Below are 23794 nucleotides of genomic sequence, written 5' to 3'. Positions count from 1 at the left end.
AAAATAGGAGGCTGAGATGACCGACCCCGAAAAGCCAGCGCCCGGTGAAGTGCTTCTGCCCGAAATCGGAGAAAATTTGACCCGCAATGAAATCATGGACGTACTGGCGGATGAAGGCTATCCGGCGGGCGGACGGAAAGGCTGGCTGAAGCAGGTTCTGACCCAACTTGCAACGGAGCAGCGCGAAAGCCCGAACGGCACCCGCGCCGAACTGGTGGCCGAGATTACGGATATCCTAAACGAAAACGTCCCGGGTGACCCCAAAGCGGACGATAGCTTGTGAATCTGGCGCGAGGTTTCTCCTTACTGCCAGGTTCACACCATTTCCGAGAGTCAATGTTGGAATCTACATTCCATACGACGGGTGCCACAGCGAGACATATACTCATCACAACATCAACAAGGAGACACCAATGGAACCGAACCAATTTGAAGAGAAAGCTCATGAGCTGGAAGAAGCATTGACGGAGCGGTCAGGTGAAATCGCGCGAAGCAGAGCTTCAGAAGCTGAACATCAAAAATTATTGGTGCTTCAAAGGAAATCGGAAACGCTCCTTAAAGAGACCCAACACCTAAAAGACGATAAAGAAAAACACGATTTTATCCGACAAGCCAATGAACTGCTTCTTGAACTACGTCAGCGTCCGCTTGCGTAAATGGAAATTAGCGTGATCTGCGGAAAATGGTGGCAAATCGCTTTGGCAGGTTCATAAAAAGACCCGATAGAATTGTTAGTAGTATCACGCGATCGTGAAGGTTGTGTTCAACGGCGCTTCCCAACCTTGCTCCGGACTGAGACGATCTCATCATGTATCCAGTTCGGACGAGCAATGTGGTGTTACGACGAGAAAGCGCAAGTCGCGCAAGCACTTGGAAAACCGCTCGCCCAAGCACATCGTCGCCTTGATCGAAAACAACCGCGGCAACAGGGCTCGCCATCAATTCGGAGCGAATTTTTATGGCAACTGGATTGGCGGCGAGTTTTCAGGCGATCCGCAGGACCCGCGAGCCAAAGATCGCTGCCGCCGGCCTTCGGAACCTTCGCCAACGCGGCGTTGAGGCGAATGCCAGCGCGAAATTTCTTTGCAAGCCGATAGCGGGCGGAAAGTAAACCTCCGGCGACGGCCGTCTGATCTCGGACTCGATCTGATGGTAAGTCCGACCTTATGTCCGACTTTATCAATCGCCCTCAAATCGAAGTTCTGTCTGCTGCCGATGGTGAACGCCGCCGGCATTGGTCGGATGATGACAAACTGCGCATTGTGGAAGAAAGCTTTATTGGCCACCGTCAGGTAACAGCCACAGCTCGGCGGCACGGCATTTGCCGGTCGCTTCTGACCACTTGGCGGCGGCAGTATCGAACTGGTAAGCTTGGGCCTTCTGGCTCTGTATCGTTCGCGCCGGTGACTGTGCCGACGGAAGTTTCCACGTCGCAGGCAAATCCGATCGATGCCAGTCCACCTCCGGACTGTCGGATTGAGGTGGCTCTTCCGAATGGGCGTCGTCTCATCGTCCCGGTGGGCGTGGAGCCCGAAGCGCTTGCTCGGCTTCTGGCAGTGGTGGACGGGCAATGATTGCGTTTCCGGCGGGCGTGAAGGTCTGGATCGCAGGCGGTGCCACCGATATGCGGCGGGGCATGAACACGCTGGCACTACAGGTGCAGGAAGGGCTTGGCCATGATCCCCATGCGGGTGAGATATTTTGCTTCCGGGGCCGTAAAGGCGATCTGGTCAAGATCCTGTGGCATGATGGCGTGGGCATGTCGCTTTATCTAAAGCGCCTGGAGGCAGGTAAGTTCATCTGGCCGGTGAGCCGGTCGGGCGAACCGGTGCAGATCTCGGCGGCGCAGTTGGGTTATCTTCTGGAGGGCATCGACTGGCGTAACCCACGCTGGACACAACGCCCTGCAAAGGCTGGTTAATTTCTGATGCCGCCTCCGAACTCGCTAAATTACGCGCTGCCCTGGCTGCCGCAGAGGCCCGTGCAGATGTGGCGGAAAGCGAGCTGGCGCAGGCCCGCGCGGTTGTCTCCTGCTCCGAGGCGATGATCCAAGAGCTCAAGCTTGAGATCGCCAAACTGCGCCGTGACAAATACGGTATCTCGTCAGAACGACGCGCCCGGCTGATCGATCAACTGGAACTGCAGCTTGAAGAGATGGAAGCGGCGGCCACCGAGGATGCCTTGGCCGCAGATCAAGCAAGCGAGAAAGCCAGCACGGTGCGCGCCTTCACGCGCCGCCATCCGGTGCGCAAGCCGTTCCCCGATCACCTGTCGCGCGAACGGGTTGTCGTCGAAGCACCGGTCGCCTGCACTTGCTGTGGCTCGGACCGGATCGTGAAGATGGGCGAGGACACCACCGAGACGCTGGAGGTGATCCCGCGTCAGTGGAAGGTGATCCAGACCGTGCGCGAGAAGTTCACTTGCCGAGCCTGCGAGAAGATCAGTCAGCCGCCGGCGCCGTTCCATGCGATTCCGCGCGGATGGGCCGGGCCCAGCCTGATCGCAATGCTAATCTTCGAGAAATATGGTCAGCACCAGCCGTTGAACCGGCAGGCCGAGCGCTTTGCCCGTGAAGGTGTAGAGTTGAGCCTGTCCACCCTGGCGGACCTGGTCGGGCACGCGAGTGTCGCCCTGCAGCCGATCCATGCGCTGATCGAGGCCCACGTGCGTGCCGCTCACCGCCTACATGGCGATGATACCACCGTGCCGCTTCTGGCGCGGGGCGGTGCAAAAAAGGCCCGGCTCTGGACCTATGTCCGTGATGACCGCCCCTGGAATGGTGGCGCGCCGCCGGCGGCGTTCTTCCGCTTCTCCCGAGATCGTGGCGCAACCAATCCCAATCAGCATCTGGCAGAATGGCAAGGGGTGCTGCAAGCGGACGCCTATGGTGGATACAACGACCTCTATCGAGAGGACCGAGACGCGGGGCCCGTGACCAGTGCGCTGTGCTGGTCGCATGCGCGCCGGAAGTTCTTCGAACTGGCCGATATCGCGGGCAACGTCCGCAAGGGCAAACCTGCCCATCAGATCTCGCCAGTCGCCCTGGAAGCGGTAAAACGGATCGATGCCATCTTCGACATCGAGCGCGAGATCAATGGGCTGGATGCTGATGCCCGGCTCGCCGCCCGCCAGAACCTGTCCCGTCCCCTAGTGAACGGCCTCCACGACTGGCTGCAGGAAGAGCGCGCGAAACTGTCCAGACACAACAAAGTGGCCAAGGCGATCAACTACATGTTTGAGAAGCGTGGCCGTTGGCAGGCCTTCACGGCATTCCTTGAGGACGGGCGTATCTGTCTGACGAATAATGCGGCCGAACGCGCCCTGCGTGGCGTTGCCCTGGGTCGGAAGTCGTGGCTCTTCGCAGGCTCAGAGCGCGGCGGTGGACGGGCTGCCGCCATGTATACCCTTATCGTCACCGCCAAAATGAACGACATCGATCCGCAGGCCTGGCTCGCCGATGTTCTCGCCCGGCTGCCCGACATGCCCGTCTCGCGCGTGCATGAACTTCTGCCTTGGAACTGGAAAGCCCTATCCCTTCCACAAGCAGCGTAACCATGCAGCTGAACAAGATGTCTCCGTCAAGACAATCGACCGCGTCGCTGTCGAACTGGGCGAAACCGTTGATCGGATCTTCGATCTCGCCATCGGTATGGAAACCGAAGATGGTATAATCTGGGTCTACGGCCCCGGCGACGATAGCGTGATCGCCTTCACTCCGTTGGGATCGAAAACCTGCAAGTGCTCATGGAAATGAACCGTGATCCCGAGCGATGACCCACCTGTGGCCTACGCCGGATGCTTACGGCGGAAATTAGACGCGCCGATTCGACACGACAAGGCGAGGCACCGCTTCCGTCAACCGAACGACGTTAGCTGAGGATTCCTAATAGGGACTAATCGCCTATCAAAGACAAAGGTAGTAGAGTATGAACCCATGCGCTCTGACCTCTTCCCGTCTTTGCAGTTCGGCAGTCTTTCCGACCGACTGACATACTTCAGCTGCTTTCTTATCGGCAGGACTGAAATCCGGAGCTTCATCAGGCGTCGAAAAGCTTATAGCTAGATAGAACCCATTAAATTCGGCGACATATACAGGATGCTGTTGGGCCATAGCCTGCAAGGGCAGGACAATTAGCGCCAAAATCGCGGCAACTTTCAATTTAGAACCTCCCAATCTGACCGCTTCCTAACCTCGGCAAGCGGTGTTTCGAGTTTTAGCGCCTTTTACCGGAGCCTCTGCAACTTGGCTGTTAAAGTCTAGCATACTCGACGTTGTATTGAGGCTTCACGCAATGCATTTTCCTCCAACCCACGAAGAGGGGGCGCGCGCGCGATGCTTTGCCAAGAAGGTTTGGCCATTGACACATTTGAGAGAAACAAGCCAAGCGTCAAACCTAAAGTAAATAACCCTTAATGTTCCTCATTAAGATATTTGCGCATCTCGGCCACGGCCTCAGCCGAAACCGACCCGCTCCGACGGTCCCCGGTATTCCGCAAATAAGTTAGCAAGTCAGCGATCTGCGCGTCTGTAAGTTTCCACGCAAAGGGCGGCATCGCGAGCATACTGGGGACCGTTTCTGTCGGCTGCACCCGAGCACCGCCGAGGATGATGCGGATCGCCGTCAAAGGATCCTTCGCGTGCAGTTTGTTCGACGTGCTGAGTGGCGCAAAGAAATAGGGCACGCCCGAGGCATCGGCCACGTGACAGGCGGCGCAATTGTCGAAGTAGAGCCCTTCACCCGCCTCCATCCGCGTTGTTTTAGGCGCTTCTTCCGGCTCGCGCAGTTCATCATCGAGGCTCTTGAGATAGGTGGCGACGGCGCGCAGGTCAGTCTCTTCGAGGAACTGGGTCGAGATCGAGACGACCTCTCCCATGCGCTGCATCGGGGCGGTGTGCTCGGCGCGGCCGTATTTCAGGAATTCGAAGATATCATCTTCGTCCCAATGGGCGATGCCGCCGTTCTCACCGCCGCGGATGTTCGGGGCGAACCAATTCTCCAGCGTGCCGCCGCGCAGGTATTCATCGTCCTTGCTGGCACCGAGGAGGTTCTTGCCGGTGTGACAGCCGCCACAATGCAGCGGCCCGTCGACGAGGAAACGGCCACGGTTCCATTCCTCGGAGCGGTCCGGGTCGGTCACGAAGTCCTCGTCCTCGAAGAACAACAGCTTCCAGCCACTGACCGACATGCGGATGTTGAGCGGGAAGGGCAGATCGTTCTCCTCTTCCTCCACATGCACCGGTTCGAGCGATTGCAAATAGGCAAAGATCGCATCGGTCTGGTCGCGGGTCATGAGGGTGAAATAGGGATAGGGCATCGCCGGATAGAGGTGGCGGCCCTCGTCGTCGATCCCCTCGTTCAGCGCGTTGTAGAAATCTTCGCGCGACCAGCGGCCCAGCCCGGTCTCGTCATCCGGGGTGAGGTTGGCGGAATAGATCGTGCCGAAGGGCGTCTTCAACGCCCTGCCCCCGGCGAATGGGATGCCGTCGTTGTCGATATCCGTGTGGCAGGCTTGGCAGTCGCCCGCCTGCGTCAGGTAGCGGCCCCGCTCCACTTCGGAGGAGGCAAGCTCCTGCGCCTGCGCCGGGACAAGGCTCGCGCCGCAGAGGGCGGTGATCAGGGCCAGCCGCTTCATGCCTGCACCAGCGGGCCGGGATCGGCCATATATTGATCGATGATCGCTGCGACCGACCAATAGGCCAGCGCCGCCACGGTCCCGGTCGGGTTGTAGCCCGCGTTCTGCGGAAAGAGCCCCGCCCCGGCAACGAAGAGATTGTGCAGATCCCAGCTTTGGCAATAGCGATTGCAAACACTGGTTTTGGGGTCCGTGCCCATGATCGTGCCGCCGGTGTTATGCGTGGTCTGATAAGGCATCGAGTCATAGGAGCCCTTGCGCTCGGCCACATTGACCTCGCGCCCGCCCATGCCGCGGGCGATTTCTTCGGCCACGGGAGTGATATGGGCGGTCAGGCGGCGGTCGTTGATGGTGAAATCATAAGTCATGCGCAAAAGCGGCCTGCCATGCCGGTCGGTATAGGTCGGATCGAGGTCGAGGTAATTGCTGCGGTGCGCCATTGAGGCACCGTGGACACCGACGCTCGCGGTCTTGAGGAAATTGGCCCGAACCGACTGTTTCCATTCGCTGCCCCAGCCCGGCACGCCGTCGGGCACCGGATGGCTCTCGATCGGGCGCGCGTTGGTGGTGTAGCAGGCGATATAACCGCCCCCGATAAAGCCCAGCCCGGAATGATCGAAATTGTCGCCATTGTATTCATCCACCGCCATGCCGAGCGCGCCCGCGCCGACGAAGCCGTTGGTATATTCCTCATCGTAAAAGACCGTCGCGCCGGACATCACCTGATAGCAGTAGTTCTTGCCCACCACGCCTTCACCGGTCTGCGGATCATATGGCGTGCCGATGTCGGACAAGAGCATCAACCGGGCGTTCTCAAGCGGGTAAGCACAGAGCACCACGACCTCGGCAGGCTGAAAGAATTCCTCACCGCTGGTATCGACGTAGGTGACCCCGTGGTGCGGGTGCCATCGGGGGATTTCTCGACCGAAAGCACTTCGGAATCCGTGCGTAGGGTGAAATTCTCCCGCTTCATCAAGACCGGGATGATCGTGGTCTGCGGTGAGGATTTGGAATAGTTGCCGCAGCCGTGTTTCTCGCAAAAGCCACAATAGGTGCAGGGGGCCAGTTGCAGCCCCAGCGGATTGACATAGGCGCGCGACATATTGGCCGAGGGCACCGGGAAAGGGTTCAACCCAAGCTCCCGCGCCGAAGCCTCAAACCGGTCCTGCGAAAAGGTCATCTGCATCGGCGGATTGGGGTAGTCATCGCTGCGCGGCCCCTCGAAAGGGTTGCCGCCCTCACGGATGTCGCCCCGCAGGTTGCCCGCCGTGCCACAGATGCCGCAGATCTTCTCGAAATAGTCGAAATGCGGTTCTAACTCGTCATAGGTGACGCCGTAGTCCTGCACCGTCATCCCCTCGGGCAGCGGGCCATAGCGTTCTTCGTTATGGCTTTTCGCAACAAAATCCGATGGCAGGAAACGGTAAGTCTGGCCGTTCCAATGCACGCCCGAGCCGCCCACGCCATTGCCCGGCAGGAAGGACCCCAGTGCCGCATCGGCAGCGCAGTCTGTGCGCCGTTGTTGCGGAAGGTGACGGTGGATTGCGAGGCTTCCTGAAACATGCCGTGGCGCCAGTAATAGCGTAGCTCGTCCTGCGCGAAGGTGGTGGCGAAATCCTTGGGCGTGTCGCGCCACGGGCCGCGTTCCAGTGCCAGCACCTCCATCCCGGCGGCGGTCAGCTTCTCGGCGTAGATCGCTCCGGTCCAGCCGAAACCGACCAGAACCACGTCGACCTTTGGAAGCTGTTTCGTCATTGCGTCACCTCGTATCTTATTCAGAGCTGTTCCAGCCGGGACGGCCCATCAGGCTGACCGGCGGCAGATCAATGCGCGCGCCGTTGTGGCCCACAAAATCGCGGTAATCATAACGGGTGCCCGGAAAGCCGACGTAGTGCCAAGCCACCATGTCTCGGTTGCCGCCGTAGATTGGGTCGGCGAAATAGCCTTCGATGGTGTTTTTTAGGATCAGGTCAAAGAACGCCTTGGCCGAGACTCCGTCGAAGGTGATTTCCTCATCGTCCATCCCCTTGAGGATCTCGTCCTGTTGCGCCGCGCTCAGCGCGGCAAACCCGGAGTCCTGCTGTGCGCGGCAATAGGCGTCGAGTTCGGCAAGCGCGTGGCGGTAAAGCTCTGCCGGGGGGTGTTCGCTTTGATAGCCTTGGGTCGCCGTGCCTTCGAGGAAGGGGCCCTTCATGTACCAATGCTGCCCACGGCCATAGAACCCCGCCATCTGCCGGTCGAGGAAGGTGATCACATCAGCCTCGGTCGCCCCCGGCCCTTCCCCATCCGATGGGATCAGCCGCGCGCAGATCGCGGCGACGGCCTCGCGTTCGTCGGGGGTAAAGAACCGATCCTCACGGGTGCCGTAATACGGCGGCTGGCCCTTCAGGGGCTCCCAAGGCATCCCCTCGCCCCGGCCATAGATCGCACCGAAGACAGCCGAAGGGGCGGCGATGGCGGTGCCGCCGAACAGCAGGGATTTCAGAATTTTGCGGCGCGTCGGAAAAGACAAGTGACCCCTCCAAGTGATGCATGTAGCCTCAGGGCGTAATGCACCCTGTGATAGAAGCTGGATCGCTTTTACCGGGGGTCAAGGAAAATTGATCGGGCCGAGGGGAAACCCAACCGCGCCTCAATTCGCTCGGAACGATGTGCCCGCGCGCAGCGTTCCTGTCAGGGAACGACGGAAGGGAAAATAGACCTTGTTCAGCGATGCTTGGATCCGAACCTATTGTGGACCGGCACCGGGGCCGGAGGATTTTTGGTTTCGCTGGAACTTCGACCCACTCATTCTGGCCGCTCTGTCTTTGCTCTTCATCGTTGTCTTGCGCGCGCGCAGCCGCCACGGGATGGCTGCCGTGGGTGTTCTGGTGCTGGCCTTCGTCTCGCCCCTCTGTGCGCTTTCCTCGGCTCTGTTTTCGGCGCGGGTGGTGCATCACGTGCTGCTCTTCGCCGTCGCCGCGCCGCTCTTGGCCTGCGCTTGGCCCTCGCGGCGGGCAGGTGTTGCGATGGCAAGCTTCGCGGTCTCGACCGTGGTGCTCTGGGGTTGGCATCTGCCGGTGGCCTATGATCTCGCGCTCTCGCATGTCGGGGTGTACTGGCTAATGCAGATTAGCCTGCTCGGCGCTGCTTTGTGGTTCTGGCGCGAAGTGTTTGCCCCCGGCCGCACGCCCGTCGAGGCGCTGACCCTGCTCATCGCCGGTTTTGCGCAGATGGGTCTTTTGGGGGCAATCCTGACCTTCGCGCCCGAAGCGCTTTATGCCGCCCATGCCGTTGCCCCCATGGACTGGGGCTTTTCGCCGCTGGCCGACCAGCAGCTTGGCGGTATCTTGATGTGGGTGCCCGCGAGCCTGCCCTATGCGGTCGTCGCCGGGGCCGTAGCGCAGCGCGGATGGGCGGCCTTGCGGGCGGGCAGCGCGTGAGCGGCTGGTTCCCGGTTCTCATCACGCTCTTCAAAGGCGTGCATATCGCCGCGCTGATCCTGTGGTGTGCCGGGCTGCTTGCCCTGCCCCTGATGCTGTCGCGCCATGATCCCGCTGGCACGGCGGCAGAATACAGTCGCATCCGCCGCGCCACTCATACGACCTATGCCATCCTCGTCACCCCCGCTGCCGTCGTGGCGGTGGTGGCAGGCACATGGCTCATCTTCTTTCGCGAGGCTTTCGTCCCTTGGCTTTATGCCAAACTGCTGTTTGTCGCGGCGCTTGCCGCCGCCCATGCTTGGATTGGGCATCTGGTGGTGCAGGTGGCCGAGAAGCCAGAGAAACACCGCTTGCCACGATCCTACCTGCCGATCACTGCCGTCGGCATCCCCGTCATCGTGATCCTCATGCTGGTTTTAGGCAAGCCCGACCTCTGGGACTTCCCCCTGCCCGGCTGGTTGCTTGAACCGCGGGGCGGTCAATTGCCCTTCGACGTGCCCAAACGATAATCAAAGACCAATTTGCCCCCATGCCAACCCGTAAACCCCACCATCACCGCGCCCAGCCCCGACAGGAGGATGCCGTAAGGCAGCACCGCCGCCTCATAGCCATAGAGCCGCTGGCCCCAATTCGCGCCCAAGACCGCCAGCAAGGTCACGGCGATGATCGCATGGGTCCAAGCGGCAGCGCGGGAGCGGATGCCGCTCACGAGCAAGAGTTCAGCAGCGCCGGAAAACCCCGCCAGCACGCCAAAGAAGAACGCCGTCCCCGCCGCCCAGAGGGCCGCCCGCGCCCAAAAGGCATCGCCGGTCCACCAATAGAGCAGATCGGCCCCCAGCAGGCAGAAGGACAGCGCAATGGGAAAGGCCACGCTCATGGCGTGGATCGGGTGGCCCTCAAGCGCGATGCGGGTCTCGGTCTCTTCATAGCCGGGCTGAGAGGCGATCGGGTCGATCAACCGGTCCTCGCCCGTCTCATTGCTTTGCTCGCTCATCGGGGCAGACTCCTTCGGGGGTGATTGCAGGGACAACGTGCGGTGTGCTGATTGGTTGCAGCGGCGATCTGTCGGTGGTCGATCCGGCGGGCCCGGCGGCGCGCGCCATCGCGACGCTCTGGTGGGTGATGTTCATCGGCGCGGGGCTGATCCTCGCGCTGGTGGCGGCACTGGTAATCGGCGCGTTCGGGACACCCCAGCAGGCGGAGAATGCCACGCGGGATGAAAAGGTCTGGATCATCGGTCTGGGCCTGTGTTTCTCCATCGTGGTCCTCGCAGCTTTGCTGGCCTATGGTCTGGTCACCGGCGAGCGGCTGATGCCCCGCGCCGCGGCGGATGTGGTGCGGGTCGAGGCCGAGGCCCGGCAATGGGCTTGGCGCTTTTCCTATGACGACCGCCCCGGCCATGTCACCGAGAACCTGCTGCACATCCCCGCCGGGCGGCCCGTGGATGTGGCGATCACCAGCCGGGATGTGGTGCACAGCTTTTGGGTGCCCCGTCTGGCTGGAAAGCTGGACGCCATTCCCGGCCATGTCAACGTGCTGCGGATTGAGGCCGATGCCCCGGCACCTACCGGGGCCTGACCGCCGAGTACAACGGCGCGGGCTACAGCCGCCATACCTTCTCGGTCGAAGCCCATGACTCGGCGGGCTGGGCCGCCTTTACCGCGAAGGAGACGCCATGAACGCGCTGCGCCGTCACCGCAAGTTGGATGCGATCTGGGGCTCCGAGCCGGGCTGGAAGGGCTGGACCAGCAGCGTAAACCATTCCGACCTTGGACGGATGTTTCTTGTCACTGCCTTCTTCTTCTTCCTCGTCGGTGGTGTGTTGGCGATGTTGATCCGCGCGCAACTGGCGACGCCTGATTCTGCTTTCGTGGATGCCGGTGCCTTTGCGCAGTTCTTCACCATGCATGGCACGATCATGATGTTCCTCTTCGCCATTCCCGCTTTCGAGGGGCTGGCGATCTATCTGCTGCCGAAGATGCTGGGCACCCGCGACCTCGCCTTCCCGCGGCTCACCGCTTACGGCTACTGGTGCTATGCCTTCGGCGGCGCGATGCTGCTGGTGGCGCTGTTCTTCGGCATCGCGCCCGATGGCGGCTGGTTCATGTATCCGCCGCTGACCGGGCCGCTGCATTCGCCCGGCATCAACACCGATTTCTGGCTCATCGGCATTACCTTCGTCGAGATCTCGGCGATCTGCGCGGCGGTGGAGTTCACCGTCTCAATTTTAAAATACCGCGCGCCCGGCATGTCGCTCGACAAGATGCCAATCTTTGCTTGGTACGCGCTGGTCACCTCGCTGATGATCCTCACCGGCTTCCCGCCCCTGATCCTCGGCTCGGTGCTCTTGGAGGTCGAACGTGCCTTTGGCCTGCCGTTCTTTCAGGCCGATCTGGGCGGCGACAGCCTGCTCTGGCAACACCTGTTCTGGCTGTTTGGCCATCCGGAAGTATATATCATCTTCCTGCCCGCCGCCGGCGTAATTTCCACTGTGATCCCGGTGATGGCGCGGACCACCCTGCTGGGCTACGGCTGGATCGTCGCGAGCGCTTTGGCGTTGGCCTTCCTCAGTTTTGGGCTCTGGGTGCATCATATGTTCACCACCGGCATCCCTCATATGGGGCTGGCGTTCTTCTCCGCCGCTTCGACGCTGGTGGCAGTGCCGACGGGGGTGCAGGTCTTTGCCTGGATCGGCACCATGTGGAAGGGACGCCCCGAGTTGCACATGCCGATGCTGCATATCCTTGGGTTCTTCGTCACCTTCGTGATCGGCGGGTTGACCGGCGTGATGGTAGCTGTGGTGCCCTTTGACTGGCAGGCCCATGACACCGCCTTCATCACTGCGCATCTGCATTATGTCCTGTTTGGCGGTTTCGTCTTTCCAATGCTGGCTGGGATCTACTACTGGCTGCCGCTGGTGAGCGGGCGCAAGCGGTTGTTTCGGCTCGGAGAACTGGCCTTCGCGTTGATCTTCGCAGGCTTTCACGGCACCTTTCTGGCGATGCATTGGGTTGGGCTGCTGGGCCAGCGGCGGCGGATCGACACCTATGACGCCGAGACCGGCTGGGGGTGATCAACTTCATTTCCTCGGTCAGCAGTTTCATCATGGCGATCGGCCTTGTCATGGTGCTGGTCGACATCATCATCCACAGCTTCGTCGCGGTGCGCGGGCCGCGCAACCCGTGGCGGGCCGGTACCTTGGAATGGGCCGGCATGTCGCCGCCCGCCTCCTATAACTTCGCCAGCCTGCCGATGGTGGGCGCGCGTGCCCCGCTCAACGACACGCCAGATCTGGCCAACCGGTTGGCCAAGGGCGAAGGCTACCTCGGCGCGCCGGAGGTGTCCCGGCGCGAGACCTTGATGGTCGATGCCGCCAGCGGCCGCCTCGAGGCGCTGGTCATCTATCCCGGCAACACGAGGCTGCCGATCCTGATGGCGGCGGTGACAGGCGGCTTCTTTCTGTCGATCCTGCTGAAGCTCTTCTGGCTCACCCGGTGGCGCTGGCCGGCGTGGCGACATTGGCGCTGTTCTGGGTCTGGCAACTGGGTGCGCGGGACGATCAAGGCGCACAGGAGGTGGGGCGCGGCACGACCTTGCCGCTGGCAAGTGAGGGCGACAGATCGCCGGGCTGGTGGGGTTCGACCTTCCTCCTGGTGGCCAATGGGACCTTCTTCGGCTCACTTCTTTTTGGCTATGCCTTCCTCTGGACCGTCGCGCCCGGCTGGCCTCCTGCCCAATGGCTCGCCCCTCTTGGGTCGAGCTTGGCTTCGGCATCGGCGCAGCGCTCGTCGCTACCTCCGCCCAGCACCTGAGCGCCCGCCGCAACCGCGCGGGCGCCGCCCCTATGGTCGCTCTTGCCCTGGCATTTCTGGCAACGGTTGCCACAGCGGCGGTGTTCGGGGCCTTGCTGCTGCGCCTCCCGCCCCGGACGGCCATGCCTATGCCGCAACGCTCCTCATCCTCGGCGCCTATGGGCTGGCCCATGCTCTGCTCGTGGGGCTAATGCAGGGCTTTCTGATCCTGCAGGTCCGGCGTGGTTTCACCTCGCCCCAGCGTCGGGCGGTTTTCGCCATTGTGACGCTCTGGTCCGACTATCTGGCAGCGATCACGGTGCTGATTCTGCTTGCGGCGCATCTGCCGGGGATGATCGCGTGAGAGATTTGTTGCGCATTCTCTTGCCGCTGCTCGTCTGGCTGGCCAGTTTCAGCGCGATCTATGGGCTGCACGGTTTGGGCTGCGCTCTTGGTTGGGCGAAGGTCGCTTGGCTCGGCTTGTCACTATTCCGTTGGGCGCTGCTGATAGCTTGGTTCGCAGCTATTGAGCTGCAACTACTGCTATTGTGGGTAGTGAGAAGACAGCTTTACAAGCGAACGTCTCGTTTTTACCATCAATTAAATCTTGTATCCGCATGGTCCGCTTTGATCGCAACGGCTTGGACTTTGTTCCCGGTGACTGTGTCATCCAACTGTGTATAGAACTGATTTCGCAGGCTTAAATGCAGTTATACCTCCGAAACAACCAGAATATTCTGAGTTTCTGCAGAAGCAGATATACGTCACAACCGGGTCGAAAGCTAATTAGGAAAGAACGAAAAACATCAGAAGCTATAGAAGCTCCCCATCACAAAACCGATACACTTTGTCCCCTTCGCGAAAACTTCAGGCGAAAGTAGGTCCTCGGACTGTTCCATGGATTTGGGCAACTTCGGAGAATGTAGATGTCAGGGAAAAAAGTTGATCGTATCAGACGCTACTCGAACTTGGTGAAGTTCATACGATATTTGTGTTCATATCTTAGCGAGATTCGCCGTCAATATTTTATTAATTGTTAGACTTCAGCAGTAATATATGCAATCATAGGCTACGATTTTGAAAATGGTTGCGAGCGCGACGAGCCACAGAACTGCAACCACAGAAATAAAACCCCACGGCCATCGGGACTTCTTGCGCTGCAAGTTTCTGAGGATATGCGATTCTTCTCTAGGCATATGTGTTCCTTTTGAAGAAGTATAGCATTTGGTTGGCTCTCGTCCTAGTAGAACTGTTGGTTCAGGCTCGCATATGCAGGAACTTGCCTAATCAACTTGATTTGCTCGAGTTTCTGAGGTGCACGCCAGACTTGAACTTGTTTTGCATCACGCGCGACCTCGGAGAAGGTCGTCTACTAGAAAGATATCATCGGCAGGATGAACGACGACTGCAAACCTCTTCAACCTTGTTTCCAAGCCAGCGCAGTTGTCGAAATGCGCTAAAGCGTCCTGCCGAAAACCTGAATCGCGGGGATTCCCGCGGGCTAATTTCGTGATTCATTCTGTTTGGGAGGATGGATCATGTCAGCACCATTGCCAGAAGCGCTGCGGGCGCGATTTCAGAGATTGATTGAGGAAGACTTGAGCGGTCGCACGGCGGCGTTACGGTTGCATCTTTCGCCTGCGACGGGCGCTCGCAGGCCAAGGCCGGTGTCGGCCGATGGATCACCTTCTACAACAACCAGCGGCCTCATGCCGCCCATGGAGGGCACCCGCCCGCCGTGATCTACTTCAACCAGATCGAGCCCGGCCGGTAGAGGCAGAAAATAGCTTAAATCAGCCCCGAAACTGTCCAACCGACAGGGGTCAGCTCAATCTACATCGCTGCAACCGTCATGTTCTGGTTGTGAGTCCTGAGCCGGGAACGTTTCGACCCTTTCGCTCGTTTATTTTTCCAGATAATATCTTTTCGTTTACCCTAAGGAGTTGATCATGCCCAAACTTGCGCTGTACGTGCCACTGAAGGCCAAGGCCGGAAAAGAAAGCGATGTCGCGGATTTCTTGACCTCGGCGCTACCGCTCGTTCAAGCCGAGCCCGGTACCCTGACCTGGTATGCGATCCAGGAAGGCCCCGGTGCGTACGCGATCTTCGATACGTTCGACACAGAGGAAGATCGGCAGGCGCATCTTGACGGCAAGGTTGCCGCCGCACTGATGGAAAAGGCGGATGAGCTGTTTTCCGAACCGCCGCAGATCCATAAGTTCACCCTACTGGCAGCTAAATAGCAGAGTGCTCGGCACCATTCCGTCGGGCTTCGGCAAACGGCAGATCGCCGCCGTACGGTGTGCCTTGATGTGCGTGTTGTCGATCATGATGGTCTCGCCTTCGGCGCCAGGCTGGGCGAGCTCGACGAAGATCCGGGCGAAAACGCCCATCCGCGACCAGTGAAGTTCAGGCCGAGCTGCTTCAAGACAATTTATGGGGTCTGACCCTAGAATCTGAAGGGTGAGCTTTCAGAAGCCACACAAATATTATCGGATCTGCGGGCGCCCACGCGGCATTCTGTCTTAGTCAAAGCAGGAGAAAGCCTATGCGCGCCCTCACTTTTTAAGGGACCGGCAAGGTCCAGGTCGACACTGTCGATGACCCGACCATCGAGGAAACGACCGATGTCGTGATCCGAGTCACTTCGACCGCGATCTGCGGGTCCGACCTGCATCTGGCGAAATGGATTGGTCGGGACGGGTGTCGAAGTGCGGAGACGGGACGATGCGCGGACTGCTGTTCGAGGCAGCGTCCTGCTTGATCCGCCAGGTGAAGCGTTTCTCGCCACTGAAGAGCTGGGCTGTGCGACTGGCCGGACGACGCGGGTTCCGAAAGGCCGCAGTCGCAACAGCGCGCAAGATCGCAGTCCTGATGCTGACGATCTGGAAATCTGGCACGGACTATCAATGGACAAAGGAGGCCACTGCCTGATCTGAATTTCCGCCGCTGAGAAGGTGGGAAGCGAAGTCCCGACGGGACGGAGGTAGATCGATTTCGTAAAAACGGTTGGGGCGCAGGCTCGCTTGCCCACCCCGCAAACGACATTGGAGACGATCCACCACCGAACACCATCATGAGGCGCAAAACGCGACCTCGGAGAGAACCATGGCCCCGAACGGACAGATCGCTATCCCACTTGACATGGCCGCAATCAGAGAACCGTTTTTTAGATTCAACCTTCGGTGCGATACCAGTCGGCGACGTTCCACAGGTCGCTGTCCCAAGCGTTCAGCTTGACGCCACCAAGCGTGTTAGCCTGTGCTGCCACCGCCGCGCGGTTGATTAGCGGCAGCATAGATTTGCTTTCGGTAGTGATAATGTCGTTCAGACGTTTCACCAGACGCGCCCGCTCTTCGATCTTGCTGGTGCGAGATAGCTCATCGAGCAGAGAGTCGTATTCCTCATCGCAAAAGCGGTTGATGTTCTCGCCCTGCCACTGGGTTGATGGTTTTGGCTCATTCCCACAACGGCGCTGCGCGAGATAGGCTTGCGGATCAGTGCCGTCATAGAGGTTCGCATACATTTCGACATCGGCATAGAACTTGGGAAAAGTGTCGGGGCTACCGGGGTCGCCGCCGAAAAAGACCGACGCGTCGATGTTGCGCAACTCAACCTCGATGCCGATCTGGTTCCACCAATCTTTGATCAGCGCCTGAAAGTCTTGGCGCACCGCATTGGTGGAGGTCTGGAACAGGAGCGACAGGCGCATACCGTCTTTCTCGCGCACGCCGTCCCCGTCTTGGTCCTGCCAGCCCGCTTCATCCAAAAGCGTCTTCGCCGCTTCCAAATCCTGCGTCAGACATTCGGTGTTATCAGAGCTATAGATCGGCGGCGCGGGGACCAAATTGCAGGTTGGCCGACCTGCCTGACCATAGCCGATTTCGTTCAGCAATTCGCGATCAATGGCCATACTCATGGCCTGACGAACGCGCCGATCGGTAAGGAAAGGATGCGGTTCCTCAACCGTCGCCCGGGTTTCTGGAGGTAGGTCCGGCGAGGGGTTCGTCATATTGATCTCGATCCGCTCCACCAAAGGGCCGAACTCAAAAATAGGCTTGCCGGTTCCGCCTTCGGCAATCTTTTCCAGCACATCGGGAGCCATCAACAGATCCCAAGCGTAGTCAAACTCGCCCGTCTTCATCACCGCGCGCGCGGCTGACACGGAATCCCCGCCGCCTTTGAAGTTGAGCTTGGCGAAAGCAGGCTTGCTGGGATCGCGGTAATTGTCATTCGCGACAAGCTGGATTGAGTCGTTAGGCCGAAAATCCGTCACCACAAAGGGGCCGCTGCCAATCGGGTTGAAGTTCTCCTCCGTACAACCCGGTGCCCGCGCGCCGGTGCATTCCGCAAACTGGGCGGCCTGAAGGATGGGCTCGGCCGCGCCCACGAAAGGCAGATAGGGGTACGGTTTCGGCTCGTCGAAATGGATCGTCACGGTGTGGTCATCAATGACTTCGACTTCTTTCACGTCATTGAACTTTGACAGTTGTGCGCAACCGCCTTCGGGGTTCATGCAATAATCTGCCGTAAACTTAACATCCTCGGCGGTAAGCGGCGTGCCGTCGGACCAAGTCACCCCTTCCTTCAGTTTCCAAGTGATAGCCGTTAGGTCTTCGGTCATGCCGCCGTTCTCGACCGTTGGGATTTCGACCGCCAGTTTCGGAACAAGCTCGCCTTTCTCATCGGCGTTGGCCAAAGGCTCAAGCACCATGCTGGAAGCATCGCGCTCTTTCACACCGCCGGATAGATAGGGGTTCAAGATTGAGGGCGCTTGCCAGTAGATAATGTTGAGTTGATCATCGCGACCGCGCTCGCCCTCTTGGGCAAACGCCATTGATGACAGCAAGGTCATCGAGGTTGCTCCGAGTAAATGTACTATGAACCGCATGGCCTGTCCTCTGTTTTGTTCGTGTTTAACGCGAATAAATACTTAACCAATCAAACAGATTCTTAACGATTTGCAAGGCTAAGGACGCCCCTCGGCGAACGAGTAGGCATCTTCCGGACAATAGGGACCACTACCGAGAAGGACTAACGAGGATCAATTGGAAACCAGAATCCAAAGACACCATGGGTTCTAATCTAAATCGCCGACCGTCTCAAACGCCCTTCTAAGGGACAGGGCCACTGGGCAATCAAGCCTCCATCTAAGGTTTCGGTGACGGTGAACTGAGCGAAATATTTCCCGACAAGCTGCACTGATACCGAGCCGGTCGTCACTTCTAAATTGGTTGCCAATCTCTACACGCATACCAAACGAGACTTTTATATTTTGGTTCAACTCACCGCCTGTACTTGTTCCGGCTCGCGCAAGCAGCGCAGTCTGCAGAAAAAATAGCGACGACCCACCTGGGGTAAAAAGGGGAAAGGGTCGCCGCAGTTATTCGGTGCTACAGGGAGGATGCACCGCCGTGAATGAACCACAACTGACATTCACAAAATGCCTATACGTGCGCTTTAGGAAAAAGCAAATATGATGGCAGGTTTCCTCTGGTATGCCCAACCTGATGCACTTTGGGATGTTCGAAGAAAATCGGCGACCTCAGAAGCCAGGGAATGGACGAAGGCCGCCGCAGTTTACCGCGACCCATGGAAGTTCAAGCCGGGGTGTAATGGGGTGTCACTCCAACCCCCTAAAGTTGTTTAGGCCAAGACTATTCACAAAGCAAACAGTTTGAGTAACATTTATTCAGCCAGCTTCCGCGTTTTCCGCGCTTAAACCGGCATCTAACAATTGTTCCTTGTCCGGAAGGTCTCGCAAGCTCTCAAGATCAAACGCGATCAAAAACTGCTCTGTCGTCACAAACGTGTAAGGTGCCCCTCTCTGAGGTGATCGTGGACCCGTTCCAATCAAATCGCGCGCATGTAACCGACCAAGCAAATCGCGGTTGACCTCTTTGCCAAAAATATCCTTAAGACCTTCGCGTGTAATCGGTTGGTGGTAGGCGATAGCGGCCAGGACCGCGACGTCGAATTCGCTCAGGTCCAGCAATTGGTCCCCGATATCTGCCGCCGCGCGGATCGCAGGGGCGTAGATAGCCCGCGTCCGGAACATCCAGCCGCCAGCGACTTGAGCGATCTCGAAGGCCCGCCCCTCCAGATCGGCGGCAAGGTCCTCAACCAGCAGGTCGACCGAAGCGCCCTGCCCCACCACGCGGGCCAGATCGTCGCGCGGCACCGGCGAGGCAGAGGCAAAGAGCACCGCCTCGATCCGGCGCATCCATTCCCGCCAGCGCAACTCTGGCGGCAGGTCGGGCAGCTCGCGGTCCAGTTCGGGGTCAGAGCGATCCTTCGCCATCGCTACACCCCGTAGAGCCGGAAGGTGTCGCGCCCGGTCAGCTCGCGCACCGCGCCGAGGTCGACCAGCCGGTCGCAGAGCCGCCGCGCGGCGCGATCCGGCAATGGCAAGGCCGACGGCGCCACGGCGTCCCGGGTCAGGAACATCTTGACGGCATCCCCCGCCCCCTTTGCCCGCAGCTTCGGAGCGACCGCCTTGAGATGCGCCGCCCGCCGCGCGAGGTCGACGGAGAGACGCACGGCATCGACTGCCGATAAGACGAGCGCCCGATGACAGGCGAGACGCAAGTCGTCGCCATGCTTGCGCAGGTCGGCGCGTTTCAGACCCGCGGCCAACAATGGCAAGAGATGATCCCAACCGAATGTTTGGGGGAGAGCCGCCTCCGCAAGGATCAGCGCCGCAACCTCTGCGCGCGGCGCCTCGCGCAGTACCGCCTCCAGCACCATCGCGGCACGGGTCACGGGCGCCCCTTTCCCCGCATCGAGCCACGTCGCGATCTGGCCCGGCTCGAAGGCCGGCAAGGCTCGGCCCAGACCCTTGATCGACACCGGCCGCTCCACCGCACGCCGCCAGGCGAGGCAGGTTTCACCGGTCGGTCCGGGTAGATCGCCGGGCCGCAACAGGTGCACCGCATCGCGCAACTCCGCTGCCCGCTCCGGTCGTCCAGAGAACGCGACACAAGCCGCAGCCGCGCTCAGTGCCAAACGGTCCCGCAACAAAGCTTGGGGCACCTCCGCGCGTCCGAGCACAACATGCAGATGGTTCAGCGCCGCGCCCGACAAAAACGCAACATCTTCAAGGGTTTCAGCGCGTGCAGAGGTGACCCAGGCAGGCATCCGTTGTAACGTGTCGAGGTCGCTGATGTGATCTAGCCGGGCGAAAGTCATGCCTGAAGCCTACATCAGCGCGGCGCTTTCGTCTAGTTAATAGCGATCAAACCGCCCCACCTTGTCGCTCTCATATATGTCCAATAAGTTTGCATTATCGGACACAAAAGGATATGCTCAGAGGCATGTCAGAAAGCACCGAGAAATCTGTCGGATGACCGGAATTGATGAGATTCAAGCACTTCCCTGAAAAACGAGTCGGGGTTCATGAGATTCTGTACCGGTATTTATGAGACTGGATGAGTCGATATTTGCGAGACTGGCGCTGTCTCGCGGCTTTTTCGTCAGACTGGCGTACTCTCTCGTCGCGCTGAGCGCGCCAGAACCGGGCCGAGATGCTTCGCCTCAACGAGAGAGGCCATGGGCTAATCGCCTGCCGGACCCGTCCCTGCCCCTCCGCATCGCTCACGAGCATGACTGAGATCGCCCAATTGACCGGATCCTCAATGATCCGCCCGATGCCGACCGTCAGCGCGAAACACTGCAAGAGCGAGCCCTGCGCCAGGGCGTGGAGACCGGGTCGCACCGGCTTGGCAAGCACTGGCGCCACCTGATCGTATTCGGGAACAACGACCGTCAGCGCCTGTCGGAGGATCGGCGTGGTCAAAAAATCATGATAGTCCCGCCGGTCTTCCAGAGACATTCGTGGCTGCTCGCCGACGTTCGGCGGCGAGGCGCGGCGATGCCGTGCCGTCAGAACCTGGAGCACGTCGGGCGCTTCGAGATCACCCTGCTCCGCGCCGCGCGCCCAGGCATCGAGATGCGCGGCACCGGCCTCGGCATGCCCTTCAAGTTTCTTGAAGCAATCCGTACCGAAGCGGTCGGACAGGGTCTCGCCGGTGGCGTCCCGAAATTCCACGCCATGCACCGGGCAGCGGAATCGCCACGGCAGCGCTGTGGGTTTGCGTTGCGGTTCTTCGGGACAGTGCGGGCAGTAATACCGGTTCTTCCGCGCGATCATCATGCGCGCCGCAGCCCCCAACTCCAGGAAAGTCATGGCCTGCACCGCCTCGAGCGCGAGACCGGTGCGGGCCGCAATCAGGGCCCCCTGCCCTTCCGAAAGACGCCATTCCAGGTCGAACACGTCGTGCCCCTTTAGACCAAGTGCGGCGACGAATTCCGAAACCGTCATGGCGTAGAACGGGGCCATGCGCGCGGCCCAGGAAGACAGCCGTTCGTCCGCCTCGGGGAGGTAGACAACCGGCAGGCGCCCGCGCGCCGTCACACCGGCTCTCCCAGGACCGCCTGCAACCGGTCGCCGCCCAGAATGTCACGCGAGAGGATGCGTTCCTCGCCGCTTTCGATGGCGGCGATCGCCAGCTGCGACAAGATCGAAAAGATGCCCGAGGTGATGCCGCCGGTCACCTTGATCATCCGCGTCAGCGCCTTCTCGTCGATCTGGCTTTGGCGCCGAAGCGGCAGCGTGCGCGCGAGCGTGCTCATCAGCCCATTCAGATCCTCGCCCTCCCGCCAGGGCGGCAGGGCAAAGGCCTCGAAGCGACGCACCAGCTGATCATCGGTGCGCAGCGCGTTGCGAGCCTGCGCTGTACCGACACAGACCAGCGGGATGCGCAGCTCGTTGCCCAGAAAGCGCAGCATGTTCAGGAATCGCGCCTGTTCGCGGATCGTCCCCGCCTGCAGGCTGTGGATCTCGTCGATGACCAGCATTCCTGGGCGCAATTCGGCGAGCAGTCGCAAGGCCAGACTTTCAAGTACAGACAGTGTCGCCCGCGGCGGCTCCGGGGCACCAATCGCCGCCAGGATCCGGCGGTAGAAGCGCGATTCATCTGGCCCAGACACCATCTGCACGGCGACGACCGGCATATGCAGCCGTCCGCTGGTCTCGTCGAAGCTCGATGCGTGATCGCGGGTGAACTTCTCGATGATCATCGTCTTGCCCATGCCGCTGTCGCCGACAATGAGCAGGTTCGGCATGCGGGCGCGCTCGGGAAACGACATCAGCGTTTCCAGCTTCTCCAAGGCAGCCTCGGCCCTGGGATAGGAAATCCAGCGGTCGGCGCGAATCCGGTGAATGCGCTCCTCGGCGCTGAGCGCGGCGATCTTGCACGCTCCCGGATAGAGATGCGGGAACTCAGTCATCGTCGTACCACTCCTCGACCTTGAAGCCGGGGTGGCTGAGGAACGGGCTCCCCTTCCCTTCCGGCGCAGGCAGGGCATCTCGCGCGGCGGCATCCGGTGTCACATCGATCATCGGCAAAGGGGCCAGATGCGCCCGCCGCGCCTGGTGGCGCCGTATGGCCTTAGTCTGCCGCTCGGCGCTGTCGACGAGGTCGCGCTGCACCTCGATCGTCCTGAAAATCAGCTCCTCATCTACCGACCGGCGCCCGGCCTCGCGCAAAGCGCGTCGCGCCGCGCGGTGCTCCCAGAGCGTGATCGCAGGCCGTGTCAGATCCGCCGGTCGGGCTTCGATGATCCCGTTCTCTGTCAGCACGAAGATGCGCGAAAGATCGCGCGGATCGTATTTGAGCGTGAACTTGCGGCTTTCCCGGCCCATCAGCCAGCGCAACTCGTCCGCCCAGTAGCGGATGTGGAAGAGGTGCAGGCCGTCGCGCTGCAAAACTCGCTGCTCGGAGGGCAGGAAATCGACCAGGAACTGCCTGAGATCGGCCGGGATTTGGATCCGGACCTCGTTCGTCCGCGCCGCCCAAGCCGCTGCAGGTGTCGTTTCCAGCGCGCTGTGGACCCGCGCATGGTAGGAGCCAGTGATCTCGAGAGCGAGCCAGGTTTCCAGCTCTCTGAGCGTCATCACCGCCTCGGCTTCCGCGTCGAGATCACCGCGCTCGAAAATATTCGAGAAATGCGAGCCCGGCAGCAGGTGAATCGCGCCCATCATCGTGCCGATCAGGCGCTCTATATGGCCGCCATAGCGCGGCGTGCCGGGCGGACGGTACTGCAGGTCGATCTGGTATTCGGAACAGGCAAGCTGAAAAGCCCGGGCATGGAACTCCGCGCCATTGTCCACGTAAATCGCGTTCGGGATGCCCCGCGTTGGCCAGTCTGTGTTGATCCCACGCGCTGCCAGCCAGTGCGATTTCTCCATCACCGCATGGGTCAGACACATTGCGGCGGCCAGCAGCGATGGCGGCTCCAGCGACAGATGAAACCCCAAAACCATGCGGGTGTTCACATCGATTGCCACAGTCAGCGTCGGACGACCGAGCGGGCGACGCGTCACCGGGTCGACCACTGTCACGTCGGCCTTGGTGTGGTCGATCTGGACGATATCGAGAGGGCTGTCTGCAGTAAGGCCTCCCGGCGTGGCCAGATGGCGTCGCTCGGCCTTGTCCTTGCCTTCACGCCGGGCCATCAGCTTTGCCTGATCGTGCCCCTCCAGCCAGCGACCCAAACGCCGGATCGAAGGAGGGGCCAACCCCTGCGCTCGGCAGTCGGCTGCAACCTCGCGCCAGAACCGGGTCTTGGTCGGTTTGCGGCGGGTGGCATAGAAGCCTTTGAAATGGTGGGTCACGATCGCTTCCACCGCCGGGTCCAGGGGCTGCATGCCCGGTTTGGGCCCTCGGGTATCCCGTAGCAGTGCACTGGTCCGCCCGTCTTCGCGGAACTGCTTCACCATACGAAAGAGCGTGGATCGGCCGACATTCAACTGACGCATGGCCCAGTCGACATTGCCCTGAGTGAGCTGGGCCGGCAGTTCCCCGATCACTCGGGCGCGGTACTCGGCCTCTTCCCAATCCTTGTCAACTGGAAAATTATCGGACATAACTTACTCAGTGCATGGAT

Annotated in this window: 26 protein-coding genes and 2 pseudogenes; 15 read left to right on the top strand and 13 right to left on the bottom strand. The window is 60.3% G+C overall.

Annotated features, from left to right (window positions below; all coding sequences use genetic code 11):
* The first annotated feature begins 16 nt into the window (after nt 1-16).
* From CUR85_RS17875 to CUR85_RS17845, 7 genes are all read left to right on the top strand, one after another.
* Nucleotides 17-283: a hypothetical protein gene (locus CUR85_RS17875; protein ID WP_280323009.1), complete on the top strand. Its 267-nt coding sequence runs from the start codon at nt 17-19 to the stop codon at nt 281-283.
* 130 nt (nt 284-413) lie between these two features.
* Nucleotides 414-656 (top strand): hypothetical protein, encoded by a 243-nt coding sequence (locus tag CUR85_RS17870; protein WP_280323008.1) that lies wholly within the window; start codon nt 414-416, stop codon nt 654-656.
* Nucleotides 657-750: 94 nt separating this feature from the next.
* Complete coding sequence (locus CUR85_RS17865; protein ID WP_280323007.1) at nt 751-1059, top strand: hypothetical protein; 309 nt, start codon at nt 751-753, stop codon at nt 1057-1059.
* Between the two features lie 107 nt (nt 1060-1166).
* A complete protein-coding gene (gene tnpA / locus CUR85_RS17860; RefSeq protein ID WP_280323006.1) occupies nt 1167-1574 on the top strand; it encodes an IS66-like element accessory protein TnpA in 408 nt (135 codons plus the stop codon).
* Nucleotides 1571-1921, top strand: a complete 351-nt coding sequence (gene tnpB, locus CUR85_RS17855) for an IS66 family insertion sequence element accessory protein TnpB (protein WP_280323005.1) — start codon at nt 1571-1573, stop codon at nt 1919-1921. Before tnpA ends, tnpB begins: the two co-directional genes overlap by 4 nt.
* Nucleotides 1921-3552 (top strand): IS66 family transposase, encoded by a 1632-nt coding sequence (tnpC, locus tag CUR85_RS17850; protein ID WP_280323066.1) that lies wholly within the window; start codon nt 1921-1923, stop codon nt 3550-3552. Before tnpB ends, tnpC begins: the two co-directional genes overlap by 1 nt.
* Nucleotides 3500-3754 carry a hypothetical protein gene (locus CUR85_RS17845; RefSeq protein WP_280323004.1) on the top strand — a complete coding sequence of 85 codons (255 nt, stop codon included), beginning with the start codon at nt 3500-3502 and terminating at the stop codon, nt 3752-3754. The genes tnpC and CUR85_RS17845 overlap by 53 nt, the downstream gene beginning before the upstream one ends.
* Nucleotides 3755-4410: 656 nt before the next feature.
* On the opposite strand, the gene CUR85_RS17840 is transcribed toward CUR85_RS17845, so the two are convergent.
* The 5 genes from CUR85_RS17840 to CUR85_RS17820 are packed head-to-tail and all read right to left on the bottom strand — an operon-like array spanning nt 4411 to nt 8146.
* Nucleotides 4411-5634, bottom strand: coding sequence for a c-type cytochrome (locus CUR85_RS17840; RefSeq protein ID WP_280323003.1), 1224 nt, complete (start codon nt 5632-5634; stop codon nt 4411-4413).
* On the bottom strand, nt 5631-6473 hold the full coding sequence (locus tag CUR85_RS20415) for a GMC oxidoreductase (protein ID WP_280323002.1): 843 nt from the start codon (nt 6471-6473) through the stop codon (nt 5631-5633). The genes CUR85_RS17840 and CUR85_RS20415 overlap by 4 nt, the downstream gene beginning before the upstream one ends.
* On the bottom strand, nt 6434-7081 hold the full coding sequence (locus tag CUR85_RS17830; protein WP_280323001.1) for a GMC family oxidoreductase: 648 nt from the start codon (nt 7079-7081) through the stop codon (nt 6434-6436). The genes CUR85_RS20415 and CUR85_RS17830 overlap by 40 nt, the downstream gene beginning before the upstream one ends.
* A complete protein-coding gene (locus tag CUR85_RS17825; protein WP_280323000.1) occupies nt 6985-7389 on the bottom strand; it encodes a hypothetical protein in 405 nt (134 codons plus the stop codon). Before CUR85_RS17825 ends, CUR85_RS17830 begins: the two co-directional genes overlap by 97 nt.
* Nucleotides 7390-7405: 16 nt before the next feature.
* Nucleotides 7406-8146, bottom strand: coding sequence for a gluconate 2-dehydrogenase subunit 3 family protein (locus CUR85_RS17820; protein WP_150120101.1), 741 nt, complete (start codon nt 8144-8146; stop codon nt 7406-7408).
* A gap of 190 nt (nt 8147-8336) precedes the next feature.
* On the opposite strand from CUR85_RS17820, the gene CUR85_RS17815 reads away from it, so the two are divergent.
* Both CUR85_RS17815 and CUR85_RS17810 read left to right on the top strand, forming a co-directional pair.
* Nucleotides 8337-9056 carry a cytochrome c oxidase assembly protein gene (locus CUR85_RS17815; RefSeq protein ID WP_280322998.1) on the top strand — a complete coding sequence of 240 codons (720 nt, stop codon included), beginning with the start codon at nt 8337-8339 and terminating at the stop codon, nt 9054-9056.
* Nucleotides 9053-9565, top strand: coding sequence for a CopD family protein (locus CUR85_RS17810; protein ID WP_280322997.1), 513 nt, complete (start codon nt 9053-9055; stop codon nt 9563-9565). The genes CUR85_RS17815 and CUR85_RS17810 overlap by 4 nt, the downstream gene beginning before the upstream one ends.
* On the opposite strand, the gene CUR85_RS17805 is transcribed toward CUR85_RS17810, so the two are convergent.
* Nucleotides 9535-10050 carry a DUF2231 domain-containing protein gene (locus CUR85_RS17805; RefSeq protein WP_067627752.1) on the bottom strand — a complete coding sequence of 172 codons (516 nt, stop codon included), beginning with the start codon at nt 10048-10050 and terminating at the stop codon, nt 9535-9537. The two genes, CUR85_RS17810 and CUR85_RS17805, sit on opposite strands and share 31 nt — an antisense overlap.
* Before the next feature lie 44 nt (nt 10051-10094).
* Here CUR85_RS17805 and CUR85_RS17800 point away from each other — a divergent pair, with 44 nt between their 5' ends.
* The 5 genes and pseudogenes from CUR85_RS17800 (at nt 10095) to CUR85_RS17785 (ending at nt 15090) form a co-directional block, all read left to right on the top strand.
* The gene (locus CUR85_RS17800) at nt 10095-10634 is read left to right on the top strand and encodes a cytochrome c oxidase subunit II (RefSeq protein WP_280322996.1); all 540 of its coding nucleotides are present in this window, start codon (nt 10095-10097) and stop codon (nt 10632-10634) included.
* A 97-nt stretch (nt 10635-10731) separates the two neighbouring features.
* Nucleotides 10732-12129 (top strand): cbb3-type cytochrome c oxidase subunit I, encoded by a 1398-nt coding sequence (locus CUR85_RS17795; RefSeq protein ID WP_280322995.1) that lies wholly within the window; start codon nt 10732-10734, stop codon nt 12127-12129.
* Complete coding sequence (locus tag CUR85_RS17790; RefSeq protein ID WP_280322994.1) at nt 12126-13211, top strand: hypothetical protein; 1086 nt, start codon at nt 12126-12128, stop codon at nt 13209-13211. Before CUR85_RS17795 ends, CUR85_RS17790 begins: the two co-directional genes overlap by 4 nt.
* Nucleotides 13212-14498: 1287 nt before the next feature.
* Nucleotides 14499-14621: pseudogene (locus tag CUR85_RS20625) on the top strand (integrase core domain-containing protein); the annotation flags it as partial.
* A 175-nt stretch (nt 14622-14796) separates the two neighbouring features.
* Complete coding sequence (locus CUR85_RS17785) at nt 14797-15090, top strand: putative quinol monooxygenase (RefSeq protein WP_067622669.1); 294 nt, start codon at nt 14797-14799, stop codon at nt 15088-15090.
* A 45-nt stretch (nt 15091-15135) separates the two neighbouring features.
* Here CUR85_RS17785 and CUR85_RS17780 read toward each other — a convergent pair.
* Nucleotides 15136-15255: pseudogene (locus tag CUR85_RS17780) on the bottom strand (IS5/IS1182 family transposase); the annotation flags it as partial.
* A gap of 319 nt (nt 15256-15574) precedes the next feature.
* On the opposite strand from CUR85_RS17780, the gene CUR85_RS17775 reads away from it, so the two are divergent.
* Nucleotides 15575-15781 (top strand): hypothetical protein, encoded by a 207-nt coding sequence (locus CUR85_RS17775; protein ID WP_280322992.1) that lies wholly within the window; start codon nt 15575-15577, stop codon nt 15779-15781.
* Between the two features lie 241 nt (nt 15782-16022).
* Here the strand turns inward: CUR85_RS17775 and CUR85_RS17770 are convergent, their stop codons facing one another.
* The 6 genes from CUR85_RS17770 to CUR85_RS17745 all read right to left on the bottom strand — a co-directional run bounded on the left by CUR85_RS17770 (nt 16023) and on the right by CUR85_RS17745 (nt 23774).
* Nucleotides 16023-17738: a peptide ABC transporter substrate-binding protein gene (locus CUR85_RS17770; protein ID WP_280322991.1), complete on the bottom strand. Its 1716-nt coding sequence runs from the start codon at nt 17736-17738 to the stop codon at nt 16023-16025.
* Between the two features lie 801 nt (nt 17739-18539).
* Nucleotides 18540-19148 (bottom strand): SMC-Scp complex subunit ScpB, encoded by a 609-nt coding sequence (scpB, locus tag CUR85_RS17765; protein WP_280322990.1) that lies wholly within the window; start codon nt 19146-19148, stop codon nt 18540-18542.
* Between the two features lie 2 nt (nt 19149-19150).
* Nucleotides 19151-20035: a DUF1403 family protein gene (locus CUR85_RS17760; protein ID WP_280322989.1), complete on the bottom strand. Its 885-nt coding sequence runs from the start codon at nt 20033-20035 to the stop codon at nt 19151-19153.
* Nucleotides 20036-20240: 205 nt separating this feature from the next.
* On the bottom strand, nt 20241-21260 hold the full coding sequence (locus CUR85_RS17755) for a TniQ family protein (RefSeq protein ID WP_280322988.1): 1020 nt from the start codon (nt 21258-21260) through the stop codon (nt 20241-20243).
* Nucleotides 21257-22135 carry a TniB family NTP-binding protein gene (locus tag CUR85_RS17750; protein ID WP_280322987.1) on the bottom strand — a complete coding sequence of 293 codons (879 nt, stop codon included), beginning with the start codon at nt 22133-22135 and terminating at the stop codon, nt 21257-21259. Before CUR85_RS17750 ends, CUR85_RS17755 begins: the two co-directional genes overlap by 4 nt.
* Nucleotides 22128-23774, bottom strand: a complete 1647-nt coding sequence (locus tag CUR85_RS17745; RefSeq protein ID WP_280322986.1) for a Mu transposase C-terminal domain-containing protein — start codon at nt 23772-23774, stop codon at nt 22128-22130. Before CUR85_RS17745 ends, CUR85_RS17750 begins: the two co-directional genes overlap by 8 nt.
* Between the last annotated feature and the right edge of the window lie 20 nt (nt 23775-23794).

This window comes from Sulfitobacter faviae, assembly GCF_029870955.1.
Taxonomy (GTDB): domain Bacteria; phylum Pseudomonadota; class Alphaproteobacteria; order Rhodobacterales; family Rhodobacteraceae; genus Sulfitobacter; species Sulfitobacter faviae.
The sequence above is the reverse complement of the archived record's forward strand: the minus strand, read 5'-3'. Positions and strand labels throughout refer to the sequence as shown.